Genomic DNA, 23,781 nt, shown 5'->3' with positions numbered 1-23,781 from the left:
GGAAATTCACCGCAAAGCCGCCTTTTGCCAACCTTCCAAGCCATTGATATTGACTCGGATTTTGTGACGGCCCTATGCTTTGCCAAAGGGGAAACATGATGGCAGACAAGACTTTGACCCGCATGGACCTGAGCGAAGCGGTGTTTCGTGAGGTGGGTTTGTCGCGCAATGAAAGCGCGCAATTGGTGGAAAGCGTTTTGGACCACATGTCCGATGCTTTGGTAAAAGGCGAGCAGGTCAAAATCTCGTCCTTTGGCACCTTTTCGGTCCGCGACAAGTCGGCTCGCGTCGGCCGCAATCCAAAGACCGGTCAGGAAGTACCGATCAATCCGCGCCGCGTGCTGACCTTTCGCCCATCACATCTGATGAAAGAGCGGGTCGCATCAGGTAACAAATCCTGATCTGATGTCCAAATCCGCAGACGCCTTTCGCACCATCTCTGAAGTGGCTGACTGGCTGGGTGTGCAAACCCATGTGCTGCGGTTTTGGGAAAGTAAATTTACCCAGATCAAGCCCGTCAAACGGGCGGGCGGGCGTCGCTATTACCGGCCGGCAGACATGCTTTTGCTGGGTGGGATTCGCAAGTTGTTGCATGACGATGGCCTGACCATCAAAGGCGTGCAAAAGATTCTGCGCGAGGAAGGCATGGCCCATGTGGCCGACATGTCCGGCCCGCTGGATGACGAAACCGCTGCGCAGATTGACGGCGATCTGGTGGCCGAAAGCGATTTCGTCGAGGCGGAGTTGGCACCGGCAAGTGCCGCCGAAGATACGGTGACGCCCTTCCCGCCCGTCACGGCCCCTGCGCCGCTGACTTATAACTTGCCCGACCCGGAACCTGAGCCGGAGGAACAGCCCCCAATGACGGCCGAGGCGCCGCTGACGCCTTCGCAAGAGCATGTGACCGCAGAACCTGACCTGGCGCCCTCGCTCTTTTCAGAGCCGGAGCCAGAACTGACCCCTGCCCCGGACGAACCCGCCGAGGTTCAAATGGAGGTCGAAACGCCGGCACAGGTTGCCCAGGCCGCCGACCCAGAACCGTCGTTGGTCGCCGAGCCGGAGCCTGCTGTTAACCCAGAACCTGAAGCAGCCGCCCCACCATTCGCAGAAGAACCGCTTGCGATTTCAGATGCGGCGTCGGAGCCCGAGCCAGAAGACGCTTCCCCGATTTTTGCCCACTCGCCCGAAGGACAACCCCCTGCAATTGACGTGTCCGCCACGCCAGATGTCGAAGAGCCTGCCGCTGCCTCAACACCGCTGCCGTCCTTTCTATCCCGCGAGTTTCCGGTGCCCGATGCCCCGGCCCATGATCCTGCGCCAGCCGCCCAGGACACCGCCCCAGAGCCCGCGCCCGCACCACCCGCCGCACCGCGCGCGCGTATCGTCGATGTGCCTGCCGATCCCGATCACAGCACGCTTGAGGCTGCGCCCTCACCACTCAGCCGCGTATCACGCGTCACACGGCTGACATCGTCGCAGCGCAGCGCTCTGCGGCCCCTTCTGGCACAGCTAACTGCCCTGCGTGATCAGATGGCCAGTGCCCGCCGCGATCCCTGACAAAGAGTTCCAACTCCGTGACAGTTCCCCCTTGCCCCCGGCCAGAATTCGGGTATGAGAAGCGCCAAGTCGGGCTATGGCGCAGCCTGGTAGCGCGTCCGTCTGGGGGACGGAAGGTCGCAGGTTCGAGTCCTGCTAGCCCGACCAATTCAACCCGCCCCAGCGCTACGGGGTTTTGCAGGGTCGCCCCTTTGCGGCTATCAGCCACAGCCAGTCAACCTGAGACGACCTGCGAGGGAATGCGATGACTGGTGTGCTTGCCGACACCCAACTGACTCAGATGATCGCGCGCGCCGAGATTGCCGCCGACCCGGCGATCATCCCCGCTCAGATCCAGCCCGCCAGCCTTGATCTACGCCTTGGGCAGGTCGCTTACCGGGTGCGTGCCTCGTTCTTGGCGGGCCACGGGCGGACCGTCGCCGAACGTCTGCTTGAGTTTGAAATGCACCGCGTGGACCTTTCAGAGGGGGCCGTGCTTGAAAAAGGCTGCGTTTATGTCGTGCCGTTGATGGAAGGTCTGGCCTTGCCCAACGACGTGCAGGCGGTGGCCAACGCCAAAAGCTCGACGGGGCGGCTTGACCTCCTGACCCGCACAATCTCCGATGGTGGCACCGAATTTGATCGTATCCCGCCTGGCTATCACGGCCCACTTTACGCCGAGATTTGCCCGCGCTCTTTCTCTGTCCTGGTTCGACCCGGTATGCGCCTGAACCAGATCAGGTTCCGATCAGGCCACGCGATGTTGAGCGACGCCGACCTTACCGCACTGCATGCCGATGCGCCGCTGGTGGATGGTGAAGCGGTGATTGATGACGGCCTGGGCTTTTCCGTCGATCTGCGCCTACCCGGCTCGACGCTTGTGGGCTACCGGGCCAAACCGCATACGGGCGTGATTGATCTGGACAATCTGGACCACTACGAACCCGCCGAGTTTTGGGAAGAGGTTCACAGCACCCAAGGTCACATCATCCTGGACCCGGGCGCGTTTTACATTCTGGTGAGCCGCGAGGCGGTGCATATCCCGCCCGACTATGCCGCCGAAATGGCCCCCTATCTCGCGATGGTTGGTGAATTTCGGGTTCATTATGCGGGCTTTTTCGATCCAGGTTTTGGTCACAATGCCGCTGGCGGCGCGGGATCACGCGGTGTGCTCGAAGTCCGCTGCCACGAGGCCCCATTTGTGCTGGAACATGGCCAGATCGTCGGTCGGTTGATCTATGAGCGGATGGCAGAGCGGCCCGCGCAGCTTTACGGGTCGGGGATTGCGTCGAACTATCAGGGCCAAGGCCTGAAACTGTCGAAGCACTTTCGCACCGGTTAATGACTGGCGCGTCCGCTACATCATTAAACTTTCGACAGAGCGTTAGCCGGTTCAGCTGTCACGCGACTGGTTCGCCGCCTGGCGCGCCTGACGGGCGGCCCGTTTGGCCTGGCGTTGCTGGCGAATTTCGGCCTGTGTGGGGCCAGTGCCGTCCATTTCATCCATGTCCATTGGGGGCGCTTGCTTGCGGCCCCGGGTCGCGCGGTTCACGCCTGCGTCGATGCCCTTGCTGATCGCTTTGCGCATCACGATCTTCATGATCATGTTGATGATCTGGTTGACGTTCATGGGTCTGCCCCTTTTTTGCCTCGGGCAACATATAACAGAGAATGCGGCCATTTTCAGGCCCCTTGGCACCTCAATCCTCGAAAAGTTCGGACTGCCCTTCGCTGCTTTCCTCGTCTTCGTCGCTTTCTGGCCCGGGCAAGGTGCCGGGAGGTGGCCGGTTTTCCAACAAGCCGGCTGCCCGCAATTCCTTGAGGCCCGGTAGATCACGTGCATTTTCCAGCCCAAAGTGGTCAAGGAAAGATTGGGTGACCACAAAGGTCACCGGGCGGCCAGGGGTCATTTTGCGGCGGCCAAAGCGGATCCATTCCAACTCCAGCAACTGGTCAACCGTGCCCCGACTCACGCTGACGCCCCGGATTTCCTCGATTTCGGCCCGGGTGACGGGTTGGTGATAGGCGATGATGGCCAGCGTCTCGATCGCCGCACGGCTCAGTTTGCGGGTCTCGACGGTTTCCTTTTGCATGAGAAAGCCCAAGTCGGCGGCAGTTCTGATAGCCCAGGCGTCCCCGATCTTGGTCACATGCACGCCGCGTCCTTCATAGCGTTTGCGCAGGTGCACCATCGCCTCGGCAGGGTCGCAACCATGAGGCATGCGCGCTTCCAGTTCGCGCAGGGTGATCGGCTCTGCGGTGGCAAAGAGGATCGCCTCGATCATGCGCTCTTGTTCAGCCATCGGGGGCGCTTCGAACAGGCTTTCTTCTTTTTCTTCAGGTGCTTCTGTCACGGTCTTCATCTCGTTTGCGCAAATGGATCGGCGCGAAGGCGTCGTTTTGACGAATTTCCAGATGCCCTTCCTTGACCAGCTCAAGCGAGGCGGCAAAGGTCGCGGCGGTTGCGGACCGGCGGCGCACGGGGTCCACCTCCCACCCTTCGGGCAGATAGCTCAGGATGTCGGTCCACTCGCCTGCATAGCCGATCAGCCCACGCATACGGTCCAGCGCCTGTTCCATCGTGAACACCGCGTCACGGTCCATGACAAAGGGGCGAAATTCGTCGCGGGTCCGGATGCGGGCATAGCCCTGCATCAGGTCCAAAAGCGTAGCAGTGTAAGTCACCTTGCGCACGCGGGTGACCATTTCGGACTGGCCGCGCGCAAAGAAATCGCGCCCCAACTGGTCGCGGGCCATGAGACGGGCGGCGGCATCGCGCATCCCTTGCAGACGTTCGAGTTGAAACGCCAGATGCGCCGCCAATTCTTCGCCAGATGGCCCTTCTTCTGTGGGGTCAGGGGGCAACAGCAAGCGAGATTTCAGAAAGGCGAGCCAGGCCGCCATCACCAGATAATCGGCAGCCAATTCCAGCCGCAGCGCCTTGGCTTTTTCCACAAAGGCCAGATATTGCCGCGCAAGCTGCAGGACCGAGATCTTGCGCAAGTCCACCTTTTGTGTGCGACTGAGCGTCAACAGCAGGTCCAATGGTCCTTCATACCCATCAACATCAATGATGAGCGCCTCGGCAGCGAGGCGTTCGGCGACAGAAATCTTGTCTTCCTCAAAAGTGTCGTCAGCCATGCGCCCTGCCCGATTGCTTGGCCTCAGGCCAAAAGCGCTTCAAGTTCGGCGTTCAGCTCGGCAATGTCAATGTCGTCGGGGGTGCGGCGGGCAGCAAGAGCTGCCTCCGCACGGGTCTGAGCGGCATCGGTCATCTGGCCCGCCGCATTGGCGGTTTCGACCCGTTTGGCCAAAGGCGCGTTGCAATGTAGGATCACGTCACAGCCTGCGGCCAGCGCTCGCGTGGCGATCTGACCCGGTGTCCCGCTCAAGGCCTTCATGCCGATATCATCGGTCATGATCAGCCCGTCAAAGCCGATATCATCGCGCACCAGCCTCATCATATCCGCCGACAACGTCGCGGGCTGCTCGTCTACCGCCTCGTAAACCACATGCGCCGTCATACCCATGGGCAGATCATTAAGGGCCCGAAACGGCGCAAAGTCCGTTTCGCGAAGGGTGTCGAGGCTCACATCCACGCGTGGCAGGTCAAAATGGCTGTCCAAATCGGTGCGACCATGGCCGGGTATGTGTTTGAGAACAGGCAAGACCCCTCCTTCAAGCATCCCGTCAGCGGCTGCTCGGCCCAATAGGGCAATGTCACCCGGGGACGCACCATAGCAGCGATTGCGCAGAAAATCATGCGTTTCCTTGACGATGATGTCCACCATCGGTGCGCAGTTGCTGTCGATGGTCAGCGCGCGCAATTCGTGGGCAATCAGGCGGTGACGGATATACATGGCCCGCTCGGCCTCATCGCCTGCGGCGCGGACAAAATCCAAGGGCGGCGCCCATTCGCGCCATGTGGGTCCGCGTAACCGCTGCACCCGCCCGCCTTCCTGATCAATGGTGATGGGCGCGTCGCGGCCCACGGCATCGCGAAACTCGGAACACAAGCCATAGACCTGATCCGGCGTGTCGATATTGCGCGCAAAGAGGATAAAACCAAACGGGTCGGCGTCGCGGAAAAACGCAATCTCGTCCTTGCTGAGCCTCAAACCATCCGCGTCCAGGATGGTCGCCCCGAAATTCATCGTGTGACCACCGGAATACAGTCTGCACCTTCGGCCACGAGGGCCGAGCAAAAGCGGCGCGCATCGCTCAGGTCCGTGAACCCATGTGCGCGCAGGCGGTAAAAGATGCGCCCACCGCTTTGAGCCCTTTGAATGATCCGGTCCTTGCCATTCAGATACTCGCCATAGCGCCCTTGCATCTTGTCCCATTCGCTCCGCGCGATTTCGTCGCTGGCAAAGGCACCCAGTTGAACAAGGCGAGTGCCAGCGGGGATACTGCTGGCGTCAAGCTCTGCTGTCGTTACGGCCACAGGCGCGCTGGCCGGGACAACTACGGCCGGGGCTGTTGCAGGTCGCAACTGCGGGCGGCGCGATTGTGAAGGACCTGGCCCGGTGATCGTAACGGTCGGTGTCGTCTGCGGTGCCGTGACCGTCGTGGCCACCGGGGCAGGTTCGGCAGCCTGCGTTGGGGCCACGTCGATGGCTTCAACCCCTGCAGTCAATTGATTGACCAGATCTTCGACAGATCCGCCCTGCAGGGCTGCGGTCACGTCTATATCGGGCGAGGTTTCTTCCAGCGCTGCGCCAACGTCTAGGGGTTCAGGCTGTTGCACGGGTGCCACCATCAAAGAGGCCATAGGCACGTCTTCTTCGGCCAAATCGACGGGGCGTGGGGCCAGAACAAGGCGGTCGGCAGGAGCGGCAGCCTCGCCTGCGGCAGCAACCTCGTTGACGGAAAGTCCGGTGTTTCGGGCCAATTGGCCGCCTGGCTCTTCCGGGCGGACCCGCATTTCGCCGCCTGCCGCGCGCACCACCGGAATGCCCGACACATCGCGCATAACCAGTTTGTAGCCCCAGACAGACACGCCCGCGATCAGTGCCAGAGACACCACCGCGCCCGCGATATTCGTCATATTTTTCAACATGTTGGATTGCGCGTACGGGGCCGCCTGATCCTGGCTGTCATAGCCTTCGGGCGCGGAATACCCCACATGACCCAGGTCATGGGTATAGTGCATATTTGCCATCTCTGCCTCGTTGCCCATGCGAATACGTGCCCGCGCGGGTCATCTTGATGATTGTCGCCTGTGGTGCCCCTATTACGGGGTCAACGCAGCTCTTTGGCTGGTTCAACCCCAAGAATACCAAGGCCCGCTGCAATTACAACGGCGCAGGCCCGCGCAAGGGCGATTTTTGCCTGAGAGGTGGCAGCATCATCCTGAAGGAAGCGCAAGGACGGCACGTCATTGCCCCGGTTCCAGAGGCCGTGGAACGTGCCCGCAAGGTCATAAAGGTAGAAGGCGATCCGGTGCGGTTCATTACTACGCGCCGCTGTTTCCACAAGGCGCGGCCATTCGGCCAGCTTGGCCGCCAGCGCCAGTTCCGCCTCGTGATCCAACTTGCTCAGGTCTGCGGCGGCCAGCACCGCATCATCCACAGCCACATCAGCCTCACGAGCCTTGTTCAAAACAGAGGTCACGCGCGCATGTGCGTATTGGACATAAAACACCGGGTTCTCGCGGCTCTGTTCCAGGACCTTGTCGAAGTCAAAGTCGAGCGGCGCGTCATTCTTGCGCGTCAGCATATGGAACCGTGTTACACCGGGGCCCACCTGATCGACCACGTCGCGCAGAGTCACAAAGGTTCCGGCCCGCTTGGACATTTTGAAAGGTTCGCCGTTTTTGTAGAGCTTCACCAACTGCGTCAGCTTGATATCGAGCGGCACAGAACCGCCCGACAACGCGGAAACCGCCGCCTTCATCCGTTTGACATAGCCGCCGTGATCCGCGCCAAAGACGTCGATCAGCGCGTCATAGCCGCGCTGCACCTTGTCAAAGTGGTAGGCGATATCGGGTGCGAAATAGGTCCAGGCCCCATCGGATTTCATCACGGGCCGGTCCACGTCGTCACCGTGATCGGTGGATTTGAACAGGGTTTGCTCGCGCGGTTCCCAGTCTTCAGGCTTTTTGCCCTTTGGCGGCTCAAGCACGCCCTCATAAATCAGGCCCTTTTCGCGCAAATCCGCAAGAGCCGCCTCGATCAGGCCGGTGTCATAGAGCGACTTTTCAGAGAAGAAGCGATCCATCTTCACGCCCAGAGCGGCGAGATCCGCGCGGATCAGGTCCATCATCGCGTCAGTCGCGTATTCGCGCACATCCGTCAGCCAATATTGCTCGCCCTTGTCCACATAGGCGTCGCCCACCTTGGCCTTGAGCGCCTCGCCCACCTCGATCAGGTAGTCGCCTGGATAGGTGCCATCGGGGAAAGCCACATCCTGCCCATGCGCTTCGAGATAGCGCAGGTACACGGACCGGGCGAGCACATCGACCTGCGCGCCGCCGTCATTGATATAGTATTCACGCGTCACCTCGTGGCCGGCAAAATCCAGCAGGGACGCCAGCGCATCCCCAAACACCGCCCCCCGGGTGTGGCCGACATGCAAAGGCCCCGTCGGGTTGGCAGAGACATATTCGACGTTGACCTTTTTGCCCTGCCCCATGGTCGATCGGCCGTAATCCGCACCTGCTGCCAGAACGGCACCAATGACGCCCTGCCATAGGCTCGGTGCCAACCGCAGGTTCAAAAACCCGGGCCCAGCTACTTCGGCCGATGTGATCCGGGGATCGTCCGCCAGCCGTGTAGCCAGCGCCTCGGCGATGTCGCGCGGCTTCATCCTTGCGGGCTTGGCCAGAACCATCGCCGCATTCGTTGCCATATCCCCATGGGCGGCATCGCGGGGCGGCTCGACCGTGACATTATCGGTAGCCAGTCCTTCGGGCAGCACGCCATCTTTGGTCATGGCGTCCAGATTGGACAGGACAAGGGCGCGGATGTCGGCAAACAGGTTCATGGGACTTCTTTGATATCTGACGTTCATCTGCGGCAATACCATGCGGCCCCTTAACGTCAAGCGCGCAGGCGGCCTAGCCCATCAACCGGGCATGTTCCTGCAAGGCATAGCGATCCGTCATGCCAGAGATATAGTCGCTCACGCTGCGGGCCAGTGCGGTCTCTATTTGGGTGTTGATCCCCCGTGACCAGTCTTGGGGCAAGAGGTCAGGTTGGCGCATGAACAATGGAAAGAGGTCGTTGACCACAACGGTAACTTCCGCGCGCTTCGTCATTACCGAAGGTGCACGGTACATGTTCTGGAACAGGAATTTGCGGATATGTTGGAGATCGGCCCAGAGCGTTTCGGAAAAGCGGATCACGGGGCGACCCAAATGGCGGATGTCATGAGCAGAGGTTGCACCACTGTCCGCCAACAGCGCCTTGGACGTGGACACAACATCGCTGACCATTGCGCCAAAAACCCGGCGCAGTGCCTCATGACGGCGGCGGCTGGCCTCCAGCCCCGGATACATCGCATCCACCTCGGCAAAGGCTGGCCCGATGATCGGCAAGCCCATGATGTCATCCTCACGAAACAGGCCTGCGCGCAATCCGTCGTGCAGGTCGTGGTTGTTATAGGCAATATCATCGGACAGGGCCGCCACCTGCGCCTCGGCGCTGGCATGGGTGGACAGCTCAAGATCGTGTTCCGCGTCATATTCGGCCAATGCGTAAGGCAAATCACCGATGACAGGGCCGTTATGCTTGGCGATCCCTTCCAAACACTCCCATGTCAGGTTCAGCCCGTCAAAATCAGCGTAGTGGCATTCCAGCTTGGTGACGATCTTGATTGCCTGGGCGTTGTGATCAAAGCCGCCATAAGGCGCCATCAGCGCCTGCAACGCGTCCTCGCCCGTGTGTCCAAAAGGGGGATGGCCCAGGTCATGGGCCAGCGCCACAGCTTCGGTCAGGCAATCGTTCAGACCCAGCGCACCTGCAATAGTGCGGGCGACTTGCGCCACCTCAATCGAGTGCGTCAGACGTGTGCGAAAATAATCACCTTCGTGTTCGACAAACACCTGTGTCTTGTGCTTGAGCCGCCGAAAGGCCGAGGCATGAATGATCCTGTCCCGATCGCGTTGAAAACACGAGCGAAATGACATCTCCTGCTCTGGCCAACGCCGACCCCGGGCGCGGGCTGGATCGCATGCATAGGGCGCGGACATCTGCCTTATCCTTGTCGCCTGTTCTTTCTGTCCATATATTGCGATTGCGGCGGAAATGAAACCGCCCGTGCGCCCCAGGAGACCAAGATGCAATTGCCCCCCACCGTGACCCCCCGCGCCTTTGAACGTCTGGCCGAAATCGGTGCTGCGGATCAGGGGCAGGCCCTGCGGGTGGCCGTTGAGGGCGGTGGCTGTTCTGGGTTTCAATATGAAATTGCGCTGGACGCCCCCAAGGAGGACGACCTGGTGCTGGAAGGGTCGGGTCAAAAGGTGGTCGTGGACGCGATCTCGTTGCCTTTTCTGTCCAACGCGGTCATCGACTTTTCCGAAGAGTTGATCGGTGCCCGCTTTGTGATCGACAATCCAAATGCCAGCAGCTCTTGTGGCTGTGGCACATCTTTTTCGATGTAGACCTAAATGGTCGCAGGCTCGGCGCGGGCGAACTGCTCAAAAAATGCATCGAAATGGGGCGTCGATCGCTCTGCTGCCAGCAAAACTGTCATCGCCTCTGGGGTGAGCATTTCCGTTACCCCCGGGCGCATCCGGGACCACTCGCGATTGCGCTGACCGGCAAAGCTCATCAGGACTGCTGACATTGCTCGCAATGCACCATCAGGCGCTTGCACTTTGCGAAACAGACACCGCCCCCCCGGCACCGCCTGCCCGCTGTCGTCAAGCCCCATCATCAGTGTGGCCCAGGTCGACACCAGATATTCGTGGTAATCATCCGACAGGCTTGCCGTGTCATCACGGCACACCTCGAAGCCACTCAGGCCATTCCGTACCGCATCCTCCCAGATTGGGCTGGGAACTTGGCCTGCCTGGCGCAGTGCGACACAGATTTCCGCAAGCAGATCAAGGTTTTGGTCCAGATATGCCAGAATGCCTGCATAACACAGGCTCTGACGCGCGCCCGCATCCAACTCCGGATCACGTCGCCCGTATTCAGAGAGGTAAAACACGGTATGAGTCAGTTCGTATGCCGCCTTCTTGTTAGGCAGCGCAAAGGTGGCTGAGCGCCCGATAAAGGCACGTAACCGGTCATCAAGGCCCGGATCAGCGGCCTTGGTCGCGATCGCGCGCCGCGCTAACAACCGCCGCGCTTCTGCGCGTTGAAGATCGCTCAACTCCGCATCGGGCAGGCCCTGGGTTGCGACCCAGTGACACAACGGTTCCATCCGACCACCGGGAATACCGAGATCTTCGAGATCGAGGCCGATGGACAAAAGGAACCGGTAGTATTGCGGGAAGAATTGCAGCCGCGCTTCCAGCGTTTGGTAAAAGCTGAGATATGGCGACAAGGCCTGCGGATACACCGCCTGCCCTGTGCATTCGAGTATATTCAACAGCTCGGCGTTTTCCTTGAGCCAGAACACGTCCTCGCGAATGCGCCGGTCACGTGCAAAGACCGCGACCAGAGGTTTTGTCCGCTCTGACAAGCGTTGCCTACGGGACGCGACGTTCAGGGCAATGATATTGGACATCGAATTTTCCTTTGTCTTTTCATGCGCTACGCGCGTCCGGCTGGCTGGCACCCGCGGGTCAGGAGCCTGACGAGAAAAGCCCCGTCACGTCGCCCGACAAGGTCACCGCCGTTGTGGGAGAAGAGCCTGACGAAAACATCTCGGTGGCATCGCCGGCGGTCGCGTCGCTTGCAATTGGCGCCGAGCCAGACGAAAACATCTGAACCGCATCACCAGACATCGCATCTGTCGACATCGGAGCAGAACCGGAAGAAAACATCTCGACACCTTCGCCGCTATACATCGCAGACAGGTCTGTGGCATGGGGCATTGCGGTCGTTTTGCGTTGGGCTGTCATAGGGAGAAATCCTTTAATCATCTCAAGGTTGCAGTAGGTGAATCGTTGCCCGCTAAAGATGTATTTTCCAACGCAAATTTTCGACGTCGCCAAATTGCGCCGCAGTTATCCACATGAAAAACTGTTCGGAAATAGCCGAAAGAAAATCGAATTGGCGTAAAAAAGTAACCCGCGAAAAACCTTATCCACAAGTATGATTTTACTACCTTTTTTCGTGTATTTAGGAAAAACGCACACCTTTAGGGCGAATCAAGATATTAACAAATCGTTAAGACGGGCGTTTTCGCAATTCACTTGCCCGCCTCGGCAGGATCAGTCAAATCTATCCCATACCAGTGAAAAGGGACTCCAGATGAAGATCGCTACCTTCAATATCAACGGGATCAAGGCAAGGATCGACGCGCTGCCCCGCTGGCTGGACGAGGCCCTTCCCGACGTGGCGCTGTTGCAAGAGATCAAGTCGGTGGACGAGGCTTTTCCGCGCGAGATTTTTGAAGACCGCGGCTATAACGTTGAAACCCACGGCCAGAAGTCCTTTAACGGCGTTGCGATCCTGTCCAAGCTGCCGCTTGAAGACGTGACGCGCGGCCTGCCCGGCGACGATGAGGACGAACAGGCCCGCTATATCGAGGCGACGGTTGTAGGTGACGCGCACGCCGTGCGGCTATGTGGGCTGTACCTGCCCAACGGCAACCCGGTTCCTGGCCCCAAATACGACTACAAACTGGCCTGGATGGAACGGCTGCGGCAACGGGCCCAAGCCTTGCTGGCCGAAGAGACGCCATTTTTGATGGCTGGCGATTACAACATCATCCCGCAGCCCGAAGATGCCAAGCGACCCGACTCGTGGCGCGAGGATGCCTTGTTTCGACTGGAATCGCGCACTGCCTATCGCCGTCTGTTGAACCTTGGGCTGACCGAATCCTTCCGCGCCCGCACACATGGCACCGGTCACTATTCCTTTTGGGATTATCAGGCAGGTGCCTGGAACCGCGATGACGGCATTCGTATCGACCACGTCTTGATGTCACCGGCTTGCGCCGACATGATGACCGAATGCCAAATCGACAAACAAGTGCGCGGCGAGGTCAAACCTTCCGATCATGTCCCGGTCTGGGTTGATCTGGCCGCTTGATGACAAGCGGATAACAAGGCTGTGGGTGACCTTGGCGACGTGCAAAACCTATGCTTAGCTTCGTGTCACTGCTGAGTTTTGGAGACATGACATGCCCACACGTCGCACCGTTCTGACCCTTGCCGCCGCCGCACCCTTTGCCGCAGTCTTTGCGCGCGACGCCTTGGCCCGCACTCCTCCAGTTTATGCATATGACGGCGTCGCGGTCGATGGCAGTGATGTGGTTGCCTATTTTACCCAAGGCGCACCTGTCAAAGGCAGCGATACTTACATCCACGACTGGAATGGCGTGACCTGGCACTTTGCGACTCTGGAAAATCGGGACCGATTTGCCACTGATCCGACTGCTTTTGCCCCACAATATGGCGGCTACTGTGCCTATGCGGTGAGCGAGGGATATACCGCCTCAACCATCCCCGAAGCGTGGAAGATCGTCGACGGGAAGCTGTACCTGAATTTTTCGCGCCGCATTCAGCGCCGATGGGAGCGCGACATCCCGGGCCGCATCGCCGCTGGCGACGCCAATTGGCCCGGTCTTGTGGGATAACCCCCTCGAACGTCACGCTTCGAGTTCGGCGTCCCAATACAGGAAATCCATCCAACTTTCGTGCAAGTGGTTGGGTGGAAATTTGCGGCCCATATTCCGCAATTCTTCAGCCCCAGGCTGGCGCGGTGGTTTGCGCAATGACAAGCCCGTCCGATGCAGCGCCTTTGAGCCTTTGCGTAAGTTGCACGGGCTGCACGCGGCCACCACATTCTGCCAGCTGGTCACGCCACCACTGGCGCGCGGCACCACGTGGTCAAAGGTCAGGTCGCCCTTGGCGCCGCAATACTGACAGCGAAATTCGTCTCTCAAAAACAAATTAAAGCGCGTGAAGGCCACGCGCTTTTGAGGTTTTACATAGTCTTTGAGGACGACCACAGACGGTATTCGGATCACCGTGCTTGGGCTGCGGACAACTTCGTCATATTCGGCGACGATATCCACCCGGTCGAGCCAGGCCGCCTTGACCGCCTCCTGCCAGGGCCAAAGAGACAAGGGATAATAGCTCAGCGGCCTGTAATCGGCATTCAACACCAACGCGGGATGCTGTTTTAACGCCGTGGGGCTGCGTACAAATTCCGTTCTGAAATTACCGTCTATCACCGTCACACCGTCCTCGCCTGCCTGCCGTCTCTCGGCACCAGAGCGGGGAGCCCGCCCCAGTCATATATTCAAGACTATATATCGTGTTTTCAATCTGGCAAGCGCCGATCGAACCACAACATGTCGCAGGTGGGGTATGCCGACTTCGTAACAACCGCGTGACGGTATGAAGCTGTCGGCGATGCTCAGAATGGCAGCAAATCACGGTAAGGCGGAGGTCTCCTTCACCCCGCCGTCCCTATAGACCGAGCTTGTCGCGCATAAAGGCAAGGGCCACGCTCAGACCATCCGGAGCAATGCCGTGAGCGGTGCCTTTCATCACATGGCCGTACACATCCTTCCACCCGGCCTCTTGCAGAGCCTCTGCCGCTTGGGGCATGGATTGCGGGGGCACCACATCGTCCGCATCACCGTGTACCAGCAGCACGGAGGGTCGGCTGACCACCTCGTCGGCCAACACTTCGGGGTTCAACAAGCGCCCCGAAAACGCAACGATCCCGGCCACTGCATCTTCGCGGCGAGGGGCCACATGCAGCGCCATCATTGTACCTTGGGAAAACCCAAACAGAACTACCTGTTCCGGCAGCACATCCTCGTCCACCATCAGCGCGTCGAGAAAGGCGTTCAAATCTTCGCTCGCTGCGATCAAACCGCGCTCGGCCTCTTCCTCGCTGGACCCATCGATCCAGGGGATCGGGAACCATTGATGACCCGTGGGCATGCCCGGGATCGTCTCGGGCGCATCCGGCGCCACGAAAAGCGTATCGGGCAGATGTTCGGCCAAGGGATCAGCCAGCCCTAAAAGGTCAGCCCCATTGGCACCGTACCCGTGCAAAAAAACCACGATCGAGCGCAGCTCGCCTGATTGCGGTTCGACCCGCCCTGCATTCAAAACCCGTGTCATGTGATCCCTTCCCTGCCCTTGGCCACGCGGTAGTAGGTGAAGAAGAGACGCGCGGCAACCGCCCGCCATGGGCTCCAGTCCTCGGCCATCGCGCGCAGCGCCTTTTCGCGCGGACGCTCGGGCAGATCAAAGATCAACCTGGCCGCCTCTTGCAGCGCCAGATCGCCGGGGGCAAAGACATCGGCCCGGCCCAAGGCGAACATCGCATAGATCTCGGCGGTCCACTGGCCAATGCCTTTCACCGCCGTCAAGGTCGTGATGACCTCAGTGTCGGGCGCCACGCGCAACGCCTCATAGTCAATCCCCGCCCTGGCCAGCGCCAAGGCATAGGCAATCTTCTGACGACTGAGACCCGCAGCACGCAAGCCCTCTTCGCCTGCGGCGATCACAGGTGCAGGCGACGTTAATCCGTTCGCTTCCAACCTTAACCAGATCGCGTTGGCCGAAGCCGTGCTGACCTGCTGACCGATAATCGCGTTAAACAGGGCGGCAAAGCCATCCGGGCGGCGGCGCAATGGCAATGGGCCTGCCGCATCGAGCGCATGCGCCAAAGCCGGATGATGGTCCGCCAACCACGCCGCACCTTCGGCCACATCCGCATCCGTTTCGATGATCCGCCCAGTCACAGGCTTTGCACCCAGTGTTGCACATCTTCGTAGGACGCCAGATGCGGCCCATCCGGTCTTGCGGGCGGTCGCAAGACGACTGCTGGCAATCCCAATTCTCGGGCCGCCGCCAATTTTGGGAAACTGCCTGCCCCACCAATATTGCGCGCCAAAACCACGTCGATTTTGAGGTCTGTTAAAAGGCCGACCTCATCGGCCACGGCAAAAGGCGCATTGCCAAAAATGAATTGCCCGTTCGGCAACGGCATTGGCAGGTCGTGCCTTGTCAGTTGGCGCAAGAACACTGGACCATCATGGGCGGCCAGAACGTCCAGGCTGCCCCGCCCCGTCGCGGCAAAGACGCGCGCGCCCGACGGCAAGGCCGCCACGGCCTCGGTCAGCGTCTGCACTTCGGTCCAAAGGTCGCCAGGGCCTGGCACCCAGGGTGCGCGGCCAACGTGGGCATATGGCACGCCCGGAGCACGGGCGACGGCGATGGCGCGGGTGACCTCGTCAAAGCTGTGGCTCGCGTCCAGGATTGCATCGGTTTCAGCCAAGCTTACCATCGGTGCATCTCGGAATGGCGTGCGCACGGGATCGGTGCCTGTCCCCCAGATCACCACACCGTTTGCGCCCGCACGGGTCAGCCATTCCACGGCGCGTAAAGTTTCACGCGCACCACCCAGAACGGCAATCATTTGTCCCTTGTTCATTGCGCCACCCTAGCTTGCAATCCAAACCGCGCAACCATCTGTGCGCAGACAGGGGAAATACGGCACTTGCCGCTGGCAGGCGTTCGGGTTTAGTCAGTGCACATGACCCAAATTGATGACACCCGCGCCAAACGCAATGTGGCCGTACTGGTGGCCGCACAGGCCTTTCTCGGCTCACAAATCACGATGATGTTCGTGGTGGCAGGGCTTGCTGGGCAAATGATCACGCCCTTCGCCTGTTTGGCGACGCTGCCGATCTCGCTAATTGTCTTTGGGTCGATGACAACGGCGCCCTGGCTATCAAACGTCATGCAGCGGTTCGGGCGCAAAACAGGGTTCATCCTGGGCGCCATTGGTGGGCTCATCGGGGCGGCCATCGGGGTCTATGCCCTGTCGATCAGCAGCTTCTGGCTGTTCTTGGTGGGCAGCTACATGACCGGTATCTATATGTCGGCGCAGGGGTTTTACCGCTTTGCAGCCGCCGACACAGCATCCGAGGCTTTCCGGCCCAAGGCGATTTCATATGTTATGGCAGGCGGGCTTTTGTCGGCCATCATCGGCCCACAAGTGGTGGGCTATGTCACCGCCAACAGCGCCGATGCCACCGTCGCCCGCTACATCCCGATCTATTACTGGGCGATCGGCTTCAATGTGCTGGGTATGCTATTGTTCTTGCTGCTCGATATCCCGAAACCGCCACCCGTTTCTGCCGCAGATGGCCCCGGGCGCAGCCGACGCGAGCTGTTGGCCAGCCCGCGTATTCTCGTGGCGGTGATCTGTGCTGCCGTGTCCTATGCGCTGATGAACCTGGTTATGACGTCCACGCCGCTCGCCGTTGTGGGTTGCGGATTTGGGGAGCCGGACGCCGCCAATGTCGTAACCGTGCATGTGCTGGCCATGTTCACACCGTCCTTCTTTACCGGGCACCTGATTGCGCGTTTTGGCACGGAAAAAATCATGGGGCTGGGCCTTGCCATTCTGGCTGTGGCAGGGGTTGTCGCCTTGCAAGGCGTTGATTTGGTGAACTTCTATGCCGCTCTCTTCCTGCTTGGTGTGGGTTGGAACTTTGGCTTTATTGGGGCGACGACGATGCTGGCAGGTGCCCACACGCCGCAGGAACGGGGTCGCATGCAGGGCATGAACGACCTGATCGTCTTTGGTGGCGTGACCTTGGCGTCGCTTGCATCGGGCGGTTTGATGAACTGTATCGGTGGTGATCCAGTCGAGGGATGGGCGGCCGTGAACATCGCCATGGTGCCCTTCCTGGTGCTGGCAGGCGGATCACTGATCTGGCTGGTGATGCGTCCCAAGGCGGCCGCCGCCTAACGCCCGGTCAGCGCCGCCCAAGTCAGGCCAAAGGCCGGGACCGCAGGCGTAAGCCGTCCCTCGCCCACCGCAGCCGGATCGCGGATCACCTGGTCCAAGGTTTTCCCAGCCCCAATCGCAGGCCATAAGGCAGGCTTTGCGCGCGACGGAACAGCTTGCGCCGTAAGCCGATCCTTGGCCCGCCGCGCCAGTTCCGCCAGGCCCTGGTGGCTTCCGTCCAACAACGGGATGCGCTTGGCTTCGACCAAGGCAGGCACGGCGCGCAAAAACGCCGCGACGGCGGCAGCATAGGCAACATGCCGCACGCCCTCTTCCGCCTCAGGCTCTGCCCCCAACAACTCGCACGCCGTCCACATCAGATGACCCGCCGTCTGATCAAGATAGGCATCCATATGGGCCTGATCGTCGAACGGATCCTTGTAGATGTCCCACCGGCGCGCGGCCACACTTGTGTCCAGTCGTTCGGCCTGCGCGGGGCTTAGCAATGCGGCCAAGGGCGTGGTCACTTCGTGCTTGCGCACCGGTTGGATCGTGCTGATTTCCTCCAACACATCGCGCCACCATTGCAGGCGCATCTCGGCGATCATCGGCTCTTGGGTTAGCCAAGGGGCACGGGCCACTTCGACATTGAACGCGTAAAGCGGAAAAAGACATGCGCGCGCCGCCACCGGGGCGGCCATCACGGTACGAAAGCGATCGGGATCGCCCTGTTCTACAATGCGGGCGCAGGGGATGATATCATCGGCGAGGGTCATCGCGGGGTCACGATCAACAAAGCATAGGCGATCTGTTCCGGCACGGCTGCCCAGCGGTCAATCTCCAGTTGGTTTTCTTCGAGCGCCACGGCCAAGGCCGCATCCGGGTCTAGCTTGCGCAGCATATCCATACGGGCCTGCATGGGATCGAAATAAGCGCGCCAGGGCGCGCCCACAATCATGCGATGCGCCTGCACTTCATAGCCCGCATCCGCGACCTGTGCCTTGATGCCTTCCAGGTCCGTGATCTGTGGATATTCCTCCCAGAAGGCGGTCGCTTCGGCACTGGCCGGAGTGGTGACCAAAACAGGTTCGGAAAAGGCGACCATACCGCCGCGATTGAGCGCATCGCGCCACCTTTTCAAGCCAGCAGTTACCCCAAGAAAGTACAGCGCACCTGCGCACCAGATCAGATCGTAGGTGCCGTCCAGTTCGGCCATATCACGCAGTTCGGCCGTTACGCGGGGAGCATACGCGGCAACACGGGTCTGGGCGGCCTGGACAAAATGTGGCACCTTGTCTATGCCTTCGATCCGCGCCTCAGGCAGGGCGCGCGCCAAGACCTCAAGATCAGCACCCGGTCCACAGCCGGCATCCAGCACACGTAAGGTGCCGCTGAGCCCCAAATGTTCCACCGCCCAATACACGTCATCGGGCAGGCCCGGCCCCTCGCGCGGCAAATCGCTGTGGACGGTGAAAAAGGCCGCCTGTTCCTCAGGCGTCATGGCGCCGTCCCGGCATGGTCACGCACCAGTTTCCAGCGGATCGCATCCAGCAGCGCCTCAAATGACGCGTCGACTATGTTGGCCGAAACGCCAACGGTCGACCACCGTCGCCCTTGGCTGTCTTCACTGTCAATGATGACGCGGGTAACCGCCTCCGTGCCGCCTTGGGTGATACGCACCTTGAAGTCGACCAACCGTATGTCCTCAACCAGCTTTTGATACGGGCCGAGATCTTTGGCCAACGCCTTGGCCAATGCGTTCACGGGGCCCCGATCCGTGCCGGTTTCGTCCATGGACTCAGACACCGAATGCATCTTTTTACCATTGACCTTGACCACCACAACCGCCTCGGACAGCGACACCATGCGGTCCCGTTTGTTTTTGCGACGCTCCACGGTCACACGGTAGCGTTTCACCTCGAAAAAATCAGGCAACAGTCCTAGTTCCTCGCGCGCCAGCAGCTCAAAAGACGCCTGCGCGGTGTCATAGCTATAGCCGTCGGTTTCGCGCAGTTTGATGGCGTCCAGAATGCGGGCCAATGCCGGGTCCTTGGGGGCCACATCCAGCCCCATATCCGCCAGACGGCGGCGTAGGTTAGATTGCCCCGCCTGGTTCGACATTGGGATAACGCGTGCATTGCCCACATCTTCGGGGCGGATGTGTTCATAAGTGCTGGGGTCTTTGAGGATGGCGCTGGCATGCAGCCCCGCCTTGTGCGCAAAGGCCGAAGCCCCCACAAAGGCCGCTTGTTTTTGCGGCACGCGGTTCAGGATGTCGTCCAGCATCCGGCTGATCCGCGTGAGGCCTTTGAGAGCGTCAGGCGTGACCCCTGTTTCAAAGCGGCTGGCATAGGGTTCCTTGAGCAACAGAGTAGGAATTAACGCCGTCAGATTGGCATTGCCACAACGCTCCCCCAACCCGTTCAGCGTACCCTGAATTTGCCGCGCGCCCGCGTCCACAGCCGCCAATGAACCTGCAACCGCGTTCTCTGTGTCGTTATGGGTATGAATCGCCAGATGATCGCCTGGAATGCCCGAGGCGATCACCGCCGATGTGATCCGGTGAATGTCTGCGGGAAGTGTGCCGCCATTGGTGTCGCAAAGCGCGATCCACCGCACGCCCGCATCATAGGCGGCGTGAACAGCCTGCAGGGCATAGTCGGGATTGGAGGCGTAGCCATCAAAGAAGTGTTCGGCATCAAAGATTGCCTCGCGCCCGTTGGCTTTGAGCTGGGCAAAGCTTTGCGCAATGTTGGCTGTGTTTTCATCAAGCGTGATGCCGAGAGCCGTTTTGACGTGAAAATCATGTGTCTTACCCACCAGACAGACAGCGGGCGTATTGGCATTCAGCACGGCGGCCAACACGTCATCATTTTCAGCGCTGATCCCGGCCCGTTTCGTCATACCGAATGCGGTAAACGTCGCGCGCGTCTTTGGGGGCCCTTCGAAAAAAGCGCTGTCGGTCGGGTTTGCCCCGGGCCAGCCACCTTCGATATAGTCGATGCCGAGGGCGTCGAGCGCCTCGGCAATCTGGTGCTTTTCATTGGCCGAGAATTGGACGCCCTGCGTTTGCTGCCCGTCGCGCAGGGTGGTGTCGAAGAGGAAGAGGCGTTCGCGAGTCACAGCAGACCCTCCAGCTTCGAAGGGTCAAAGTCCGACGAGATTTCCCAAGTCGACGGTTTTTCTTTTCGGTCGTGAACAATAACGCCAGCTGCATCAAGTGCTGCACGGATTTGGTCAGCCGTTGACCAATCCTTAGCTTGCTTCGCCACGTGACGCGCCAGAACAATCTTTGCAACAAGGTCTTCACCCAATTGCGCAGTTGGCTCGTCTGTCTCCGCATAACACGCACCGATGGTTTCCAAATCAAAACCCAGAAACTCAAGCGATGCGCGTAGTCTTCCCGTATCCTTCTTTTTGGCAAGAGTTCGAAGATGGGTGATTGCCAAAGAAGTATTCAAGTCGTCGGACAACGCGCCAAGAAACTCATCTGATACTGTAGTGGCGTCAACTCCATGCACTAAAGACTTGAACCCCTCCAAAGTTTTCTGCGCATCAGTCCGCTTCTTTTCCGTCCAGTCCATCGGCTTGCGGTAATGCGTCGACAGCATCACAAAGCGGATCACTTCGCCTGGCACACCCTGATCCAGTAAGTCCCGCACGGTAAAGAAGTTACCCAAAGATTTGGACATCTTCTTGCCTTCTACCTGCAGCATCTCGTTGTGCATCCACAGATTGGCAAAACCGTGACCCGCACATTTCGATTGTGCGATCTCGTTCTCGTGGTGGGGAAATTGCAAGTCGTTGCCACCCCCGTGAATGTCAAAGCGATCCCCCAACAGCTCATAAGCCATGGCGGAGCATTCAATGTGCCAACCCGGGCGGCCACGCCCCCAAGGACTGTCCCAGCCGGGCAGTTCTTCCGAAGACGGTTTCCACAGCACAAAGTCCATCGGGTCTTCTTTGTAGGGCGCAACCTCGACGCGGGCACCCGCGATCATGTCATCGACAGAGCGGCCAGACAAAGCGCCATAGTCCGCATATTTGCGCACCCGAAACAGCACGTGGCCCTCGTTTTCATAGGCATATCCGTCAGCGATCAAACCGGAAATCATCGACACCATCTGCGCGATGTACTCGGTCGCGCGCGGCTCGTGATCCGGGCGCAGCGCGCCAAGCGCATCCATGTCAGCATGGTACCAGGAGATTGTCTCATTCGTCCGCTCGGCCACCAACTCTTCGAGCGTGCCAGGGGCACCGGCCTGTTGGCGCGCCAAGGCGGTTGCGTTGATCTTGTCATCCACGTCGGTAAAATTGCGCACATAGGTCACATGATCAGCGCCATATTTGTGCCGCAGCAAGCGGTACAAGACGTCAAAGACCAGCACCGGCCGCGCATTTCCCAGATGCGCCCGGTCGTAAACAGTTGGCCCACACAGGTACATCCGCACGTTTGAAGGATCGATCGGCACAAAGGTTTCTTTGCGGCGGTGAAGGCTGTTGTAGAGGGTGATGGTCATGAATGTGCTCGCGCGAGGGGTTGGCGCGGGCCTAGCAATTCTGAACTGTCATGAAAACAAAGAACCGGCCCGCTGACGAAATCAGCAGATAATGCAGCAAATGATGCAAGTAGTCCGGGTCATAGCACATGCCTAGCGTGGCGTGCCCGGGTGGGTCAAGGCTTGTTTCCCAAAGGGCATTGTCGCAAGGTTTTCCCCATGACACGCGACGAGGTCGACCAGATTTGCTCAGCCCTGCCCGGGGCCCATTTCGCCAGCCATCACGATGGGGGGCTGGACGCGTGGAAAGTGGGGGGCAAAATGTTTGCCTGCATCGGGATGGCGGGCGATGGTGTGTCGGTGAAATGCGCCGATGTGGACACAGCCCAATTCCTGATCGAGATTGGGGCCGCTCGAAAGGCCAAGTATTTCCATCGCTCTTGGGTGCGGGTGCCCTTTGAAGGAAAAGGCCCCCAGGAAATGACCGAACGTATCCAAAGCTCTTACGACCTGATCCGCGCCAGCCTGACCAAGAAGGTGCAGGCAACACTGCCGCGGCGCTAACGCCCCCCAACCTACTCTGTTCCTGAAATTCTTGGGGAAGGGCGGCATGGCCCGAGGGACAGAGCCAAACAACGCCGCATATTGACAAATCAACGGCCCTCTGACCCCTTGACCCAAGTTCAACGGGGGCGGATGCACCATGGCACTTTCAAAGCGGATCACGACCCTGACCGGGGGCGGCTCGGACGGATGGGATGTGTTCCTACGCGCCCGCAAGATGATCGCTCAAGGCACGCCCGTGACCGAACTGACCATCGGCGAGCATGACATCCGCACGGCGGCCCCGATTTTGCAGGCAATGCACAAAAGTGCCATAGGCGGGCACACCGGTTATGCGATGGTGCCGGGCACGGACGCGCTGCGTGACACCGTTGCACGGCGGACAATGGAACGCACCGGCGTGCGCACGACGCGCGACAACGTGTTGATCACACCGGGCGGGCAATCGGCCCTTTTTGCAGCGCACTCCGCGGCCTGCGATCCGGGCGATACGGCACTTTATCTCGACCCGTATTACGCCACCTATCCCGGCACATTGCGTGGTGTAGGCGCCATCCCCAGGGCCGTTCAGACACGCGCCGAAGACGCCTTTCAGCCCCGCGCCCGCGATATTGAGGCGGCTGCCGCTGGGGCGCGCAGCCTGCTAATCAATTCGCCCAACAACCCGACCGGCACTGTCTATTCGCAAGCGACGCTGCAAGGGATCGCAGATGTCTGCAAGGCACACGATCTCTGGCTAATCTCGGATGAAGTCTACGACAGTCAGATTTGGGAAGGAGCACATATCAGCCCGCGCAGCCTGTCCGGCATGGCCGAGCGGACGCTGGTGATCGGGTCGATGTCGAAAAGTCACGCGATGACGGGCTCGCGTTGCGGTTGGGTGATCGGGCCCGAGGACGCGATCGAGCATATGATCACCTTTGCCACGCACACGACCTATGGGGTGCCAGGCTTTGTCCAGGATGCAAGCGTCTTTGCGCTGGAACAGGGACCGGCATTCGAAGAAGAGGTGGGCGCGCCTTTTCGCCGCCGCCGTTCAATTGCCCAAAAGGTGCTCGAAGGGCAAAACACTGTCGGCCTGATTCCTGCACAAGGGGCGATGTATTTGATGCTGGATATCCGCGCCACCGGGCTCAGCGGCGACGACTTTGCCAACGCACTTCTGGATGCGGAGCATATCGCGGTGATGCCGGGCGAAAGCTTTGGCGCGTCCGCCGCCGGTCACATCCGGGTAGCCATGACCATCGACGACACTGTATTCGAGGCGGCCTTGAAAACCCTTTGCCGCTTTGCAGAGGCACGCCAAATGGCCGTATCTCCTTGAGGCGGGCGTGTTGCCCGCCCTGCCCTTATGCTAAACA

General features: G+C 59.9%; 26 protein-coding genes and 1 tRNA gene. 10 read left to right on the top strand and 17 right to left on the bottom strand.

What is annotated here, in order from left to right; translation table 11 throughout:
- Positions 1–98: 98 nt before the first annotated feature.
- The 4 genes from ihfA to Q1A44_RS13650 all read left to right on the top strand — a co-directional run bounded on the left by ihfA (position 99) and on the right by Q1A44_RS13650 (position 2,878).
- The gene (ihfA, locus tag Q1A44_RS13665; protein ID WP_299626167.1) at positions 99–401 is read left to right on the top strand and encodes an integration host factor subunit alpha; all 303 of its coding nucleotides are present in this window, start codon (positions 99–101) and stop codon (positions 399–401) included.
- A gap of 4 nt (positions 402–405) precedes the next feature.
- The gene (locus tag Q1A44_RS13660) at positions 406–1,557 is read left to right on the top strand and encodes a MerR family transcriptional regulator (protein WP_299626012.1); all 1,152 of its coding nucleotides are present in this window, start codon (positions 406–408) and stop codon (positions 1,555–1,557) included.
- A gap of 70 nt (positions 1,558–1,627) precedes the next feature.
- Positions 1,628–1,704: transfer RNA gene (locus Q1A44_RS13655), tRNA-Pro, on the top strand.
- A gap of 97 nt (positions 1,705–1,801) precedes the next feature.
- A complete protein-coding gene (locus Q1A44_RS13650; protein ID WP_299626009.1) occupies positions 1,802–2,878 on the top strand; it encodes a 2'-deoxycytidine 5'-triphosphate deaminase in 1,077 nt (358 codons plus the stop codon).
- 51 nt (positions 2,879–2,929) lie between these two features.
- On the opposite strand, the gene Q1A44_RS13645 is transcribed toward Q1A44_RS13650, so the two are convergent.
- The 7 genes from Q1A44_RS13645 to Q1A44_RS13615 form a co-directional block, all read right to left on the bottom strand.
- Positions 2,930–3,166, bottom strand: coding sequence for a hypothetical protein (locus tag Q1A44_RS13645; RefSeq protein WP_299626006.1), 237 nt, complete (start codon positions 3,164–3,166; stop codon positions 2,930–2,932).
- A gap of 70 nt (positions 3,167–3,236) precedes the next feature.
- Positions 3,237–3,890, bottom strand: a complete 654-nt coding sequence (gene scpB, locus Q1A44_RS13640; protein ID WP_299626003.1) for an SMC-Scp complex subunit ScpB — start codon at positions 3,888–3,890, stop codon at positions 3,237–3,239.
- On the bottom strand, positions 3,874–4,677 hold the full coding sequence (locus Q1A44_RS13635; RefSeq protein WP_299626000.1) for a ScpA family protein: 804 nt from the start codon (positions 4,675–4,677) through the stop codon (positions 3,874–3,876). The genes scpB and Q1A44_RS13635 overlap by 17 nt, the downstream gene beginning before the upstream one ends.
- A 23-nt stretch (positions 4,678–4,700) precedes the next feature.
- Positions 4,701–5,690 carry a beta-N-acetylhexosaminidase gene (nagZ, locus tag Q1A44_RS13630; RefSeq protein WP_299625996.1) on the bottom strand — a complete coding sequence of 330 codons (990 nt, stop codon included), beginning with the start codon at positions 5,688–5,690 and terminating at the stop codon, positions 4,701–4,703.
- A complete protein-coding gene (locus Q1A44_RS13625; RefSeq protein WP_299625993.1) occupies positions 5,687–6,697 on the bottom strand; it encodes an SPOR domain-containing protein in 1,011 nt (336 codons plus the stop codon). Before Q1A44_RS13625 ends, nagZ begins: the two co-directional genes overlap by 4 nt.
- Before the next feature lie 80 nt (positions 6,698–6,777).
- The gene (gene argS / locus Q1A44_RS13620) at positions 6,778–8,520 is read right to left on the bottom strand and encodes an arginine--tRNA ligase (protein ID WP_299625990.1); all 1,743 of its coding nucleotides are present in this window, start codon (positions 8,518–8,520) and stop codon (positions 6,778–6,780) included.
- 73 nt (positions 8,521–8,593) lie between these two features.
- The gene (locus tag Q1A44_RS13615) at positions 8,594–9,727 is read right to left on the bottom strand and encodes a deoxyguanosinetriphosphate triphosphohydrolase (protein WP_299625987.1); all 1,134 of its coding nucleotides are present in this window, start codon (positions 9,725–9,727) and stop codon (positions 8,594–8,596) included.
- Between the two features lie 87 nt (positions 9,728–9,814).
- On the opposite strand from Q1A44_RS13615, the gene Q1A44_RS13610 reads away from it, so the two are divergent.
- Positions 9,815–10,138: an iron-sulfur cluster assembly accessory protein gene (locus tag Q1A44_RS13610; RefSeq protein ID WP_299625984.1), complete on the top strand. Its 324-nt coding sequence runs from the start codon at positions 9,815–9,817 to the stop codon at positions 10,136–10,138.
- Positions 10,139–10,140: 2 nt separating this feature from the next.
- Here Q1A44_RS13610 and Q1A44_RS13605 read toward each other — a convergent pair whose 3' ends face one another.
- Together Q1A44_RS13605 and Q1A44_RS13600 are read right to left on the bottom strand one after the other, a co-directional pair.
- Positions 10,141–11,211, bottom strand: coding sequence for a hypothetical protein (locus Q1A44_RS13605; RefSeq protein ID WP_299625981.1), 1,071 nt, complete (start codon positions 11,209–11,211; stop codon positions 10,141–10,143).
- A gap of 58 nt (positions 11,212–11,269) precedes the next feature.
- Positions 11,270–11,548, bottom strand: coding sequence for a DUF6749 domain-containing protein (locus tag Q1A44_RS13600; protein ID WP_299625978.1), 279 nt, complete (start codon positions 11,546–11,548; stop codon positions 11,270–11,272).
- A gap of 352 nt (positions 11,549–11,900) precedes the next feature.
- Between Q1A44_RS13600 and xth the strand changes: the two genes are divergently transcribed.
- Together xth and Q1A44_RS13590 are read left to right on the top strand one after the other, a co-directional pair.
- Positions 11,901–12,683 (top strand): exodeoxyribonuclease III, encoded by a 783-nt coding sequence (xth, locus tag Q1A44_RS13595; RefSeq protein WP_299625975.1) that lies wholly within the window; start codon positions 11,901–11,903, stop codon positions 12,681–12,683.
- A 91-nt stretch (positions 12,684–12,774) separates the two neighbouring features.
- Positions 12,775–13,230, top strand: coding sequence for a YHS domain-containing (seleno)protein (locus Q1A44_RS13590; RefSeq protein WP_299625973.1), 456 nt, complete (start codon positions 12,775–12,777; stop codon positions 13,228–13,230).
- A 12-nt stretch (positions 13,231–13,242) separates the two neighbouring features.
- Here the strand turns inward: Q1A44_RS13590 and Q1A44_RS13585 are convergent, their stop codons facing one another.
- The 4 genes from Q1A44_RS13585 to Q1A44_RS13570 all read right to left on the bottom strand — a co-directional run bounded on the left by Q1A44_RS13585 (position 13,243) and on the right by Q1A44_RS13570 (position 16,052).
- A complete protein-coding gene (locus Q1A44_RS13585; protein WP_299626164.1) occupies positions 13,243–13,827 on the bottom strand; it encodes an HNH endonuclease in 585 nt (194 codons plus the stop codon).
- 241 nt (positions 13,828–14,068) lie between these two features.
- Positions 14,069–14,734, bottom strand: coding sequence for an alpha/beta fold hydrolase (locus tag Q1A44_RS13580; protein ID WP_299625970.1), 666 nt, complete (start codon positions 14,732–14,734; stop codon positions 14,069–14,071).
- The gene (locus Q1A44_RS13575) at positions 14,731–15,360 is read right to left on the bottom strand and encodes a DNA-3-methyladenine glycosylase 2 family protein (protein ID WP_299625968.1); all 630 of its coding nucleotides are present in this window, start codon (positions 15,358–15,360) and stop codon (positions 14,731–14,733) included. Before Q1A44_RS13575 ends, Q1A44_RS13580 begins: the two co-directional genes overlap by 4 nt.
- A complete protein-coding gene (locus Q1A44_RS13570) occupies positions 15,357–16,052 on the bottom strand; it encodes a precorrin-6A/cobalt-precorrin-6A reductase (protein WP_299625965.1) in 696 nt (231 codons plus the stop codon). The genes Q1A44_RS13575 and Q1A44_RS13570 overlap by 4 nt, the downstream gene beginning before the upstream one ends.
- Positions 16,053–16,154: 102 nt before the next feature.
- Here Q1A44_RS13570 and Q1A44_RS13565 point away from each other — a divergent pair, with 102 nt between their 5' ends.
- Positions 16,155–17,378, top strand: a complete 1,224-nt coding sequence (locus tag Q1A44_RS13565; RefSeq protein WP_299625962.1) for an MFS transporter — start codon at positions 16,155–16,157, stop codon at positions 17,376–17,378.
- Here the strand turns inward: Q1A44_RS13565 and Q1A44_RS13560 are convergent.
- The 4 genes from Q1A44_RS13560 to cysS are packed head-to-tail and all read right to left on the bottom strand — an operon-like array spanning position 17,375 to position 21,877.
- Positions 17,375–18,133: a squalene/phytoene synthase family protein gene (locus Q1A44_RS13560; protein ID WP_299625959.1), complete on the bottom strand. Its 759-nt coding sequence runs from the start codon at positions 18,131–18,133 to the stop codon at positions 17,375–17,377. The genes Q1A44_RS13565 and Q1A44_RS13560 overlap by 4 nt on opposite strands.
- Positions 18,130–18,858, bottom strand: coding sequence for a class I SAM-dependent methyltransferase (locus tag Q1A44_RS13555; RefSeq protein WP_299625956.1), 729 nt, complete (start codon positions 18,856–18,858; stop codon positions 18,130–18,132). The genes Q1A44_RS13560 and Q1A44_RS13555 overlap by 4 nt, the downstream gene beginning before the upstream one ends.
- Positions 18,855–20,480, bottom strand: coding sequence for a citramalate synthase (gene cimA, locus Q1A44_RS13550; RefSeq protein WP_299625953.1), 1,626 nt, complete (start codon positions 20,478–20,480; stop codon positions 18,855–18,857). The genes Q1A44_RS13555 and cimA overlap by 4 nt, the downstream gene beginning before the upstream one ends.
- A complete protein-coding gene (cysS, locus tag Q1A44_RS13545) occupies positions 20,477–21,877 on the bottom strand; it encodes a cysteine--tRNA ligase (RefSeq protein ID WP_299625950.1) in 1,401 nt (466 codons plus the stop codon). Before cysS ends, cimA begins: the two co-directional genes overlap by 4 nt.
- A 198-nt stretch (positions 21,878–22,075) precedes the next feature.
- Here cysS and Q1A44_RS13540 point away from each other — a divergent pair, with 198 nt between their 5' ends.
- Positions 22,076–22,420 (top strand): MmcQ/YjbR family DNA-binding protein, encoded by a 345-nt coding sequence (locus tag Q1A44_RS13540; protein ID WP_299625947.1) that lies wholly within the window; start codon positions 22,076–22,078, stop codon positions 22,418–22,420.
- A 139-nt stretch (positions 22,421–22,559) separates the two neighbouring features.
- Positions 22,560–23,744, top strand: coding sequence for a pyridoxal phosphate-dependent aminotransferase (locus Q1A44_RS13535; protein ID WP_299625944.1), 1,185 nt, complete (start codon positions 22,560–22,562; stop codon positions 23,742–23,744).
- Positions 23,745–23,781 lie beyond the last annotated feature (37 nt).

Source organism: uncultured Tateyamaria sp. (genome assembly GCF_947503705.1).
Taxonomy (GTDB): domain Bacteria; phylum Pseudomonadota; class Alphaproteobacteria; order Rhodobacterales; family Rhodobacteraceae; genus Tateyamaria.
The sequence above is the reverse complement of the archived record's forward strand: the minus strand, read 5'-3'. Positions and strand labels throughout refer to the sequence as shown.

Coding starts and splice junctions, on each gene's coding strand:
- ihfA (WP_299626167.1), top strand. CDS start 99: ATGGCAGACAAGACTTTGACCCGCATGGACCTGAGCGAAGCGGTGTTT.
- Q1A44_RS13660 (WP_299626012.1), top strand. CDS start 406: ATGTCCAAATCCGCAGACGCCTTTCGCACCATCTCTGAAGTGGCTGAC.
- Q1A44_RS13650 (WP_299626009.1), top strand. CDS start 1,802: ATGACTGGTGTGCTTGCCGACACCCAACTGACTCAGATGATCGCGCGC.
- Q1A44_RS13645 (WP_299626006.1), bottom strand. CDS start 3,166: ATGAACGTCAACCAGATCATCAACATGATCATGAAGATCGTGATGCGC.
- Q1A44_RS13635 (WP_299626000.1), bottom strand. CDS start 4,677: ATGGCTGACGACACTTTTGAGGAAGACAAGATTTCTGTCGCCGAACGC.
- nagZ (WP_299625996.1), bottom strand. CDS start 5,690: ATGAATTTCGGGGCGACCATCCTGGACGCGGATGGTTTGAGGCTCAGC.
- Q1A44_RS13625 (WP_299625993.1), bottom strand. CDS start 6,697: ATGGCAAATATGCACTATACCCATGACCTGGGTCATGTGGGGTATTCC.
- argS (WP_299625990.1), bottom strand. CDS start 8,520: ATGAACCTGTTTGCCGACATCCGCGCCCTTGTCCTGTCCAATCTGGAC.
- Q1A44_RS13615 (WP_299625987.1), bottom strand. CDS start 9,727: ATGTCCGCGCCCTATGCATGCGATCCAGCCCGCGCCCGGGGTCGGCGT.
- Q1A44_RS13610 (WP_299625984.1), top strand. CDS start 9,815: ATGCAATTGCCCCCCACCGTGACCCCCCGCGCCTTTGAACGTCTGGCC.
- Q1A44_RS13605 (WP_299625981.1), bottom strand. CDS start 11,211: ATGTCCAATATCATTGCCCTGAACGTCGCGTCCCGTAGGCAACGCTTG.
- Q1A44_RS13600 (WP_299625978.1), bottom strand. CDS start 11,548: ATGACAGCCCAACGCAAAACGACCGCAATGCCCCATGCCACAGACCTG.
- xth (WP_299625975.1), top strand. CDS start 11,901: ATGAAGATCGCTACCTTCAATATCAACGGGATCAAGGCAAGGATCGAC.
- Q1A44_RS13590 (WP_299625973.1), top strand. CDS start 12,775: ATGCCCACACGTCGCACCGTTCTGACCCTTGCCGCCGCCGCACCCTTT.
- Q1A44_RS13580 (WP_299625970.1), bottom strand. CDS start 14,734: ATGACACGGGTTTTGAATGCAGGGCGGGTCGAACCGCAATCAGGCGAG.
- Q1A44_RS13570 (WP_299625965.1), bottom strand. CDS start 16,052: ATGAACAAGGGACAAATGATTGCCGTTCTGGGTGGTGCGCGTGAAACT.
- Q1A44_RS13565 (WP_299625962.1), top strand. CDS start 16,155: ATGACCCAAATTGATGACACCCGCGCCAAACGCAATGTGGCCGTACTG.
- Q1A44_RS13560 (WP_299625959.1), bottom strand. CDS start 18,133: ATGACCCTCGCCGATGATATCATCCCCTGCGCCCGCATTGTAGAACAG.
- Q1A44_RS13555 (WP_299625956.1), bottom strand. CDS start 18,858: ATGACGCCTGAGGAACAGGCGGCCTTTTTCACCGTCCACAGCGATTTG.
- cysS (WP_299625950.1), bottom strand. CDS start 21,877: ATGACCATCACCCTCTACAACAGCCTTCACCGCCGCAAAGAAACCTTT.
- Q1A44_RS13540 (WP_299625947.1), top strand. CDS start 22,076: ATGACACGCGACGAGGTCGACCAGATTTGCTCAGCCCTGCCCGGGGCC.
- Q1A44_RS13535 (WP_299625944.1), top strand. CDS start 22,560: ATGGCACTTTCAAAGCGGATCACGACCCTGACCGGGGGCGGCTCGGAC.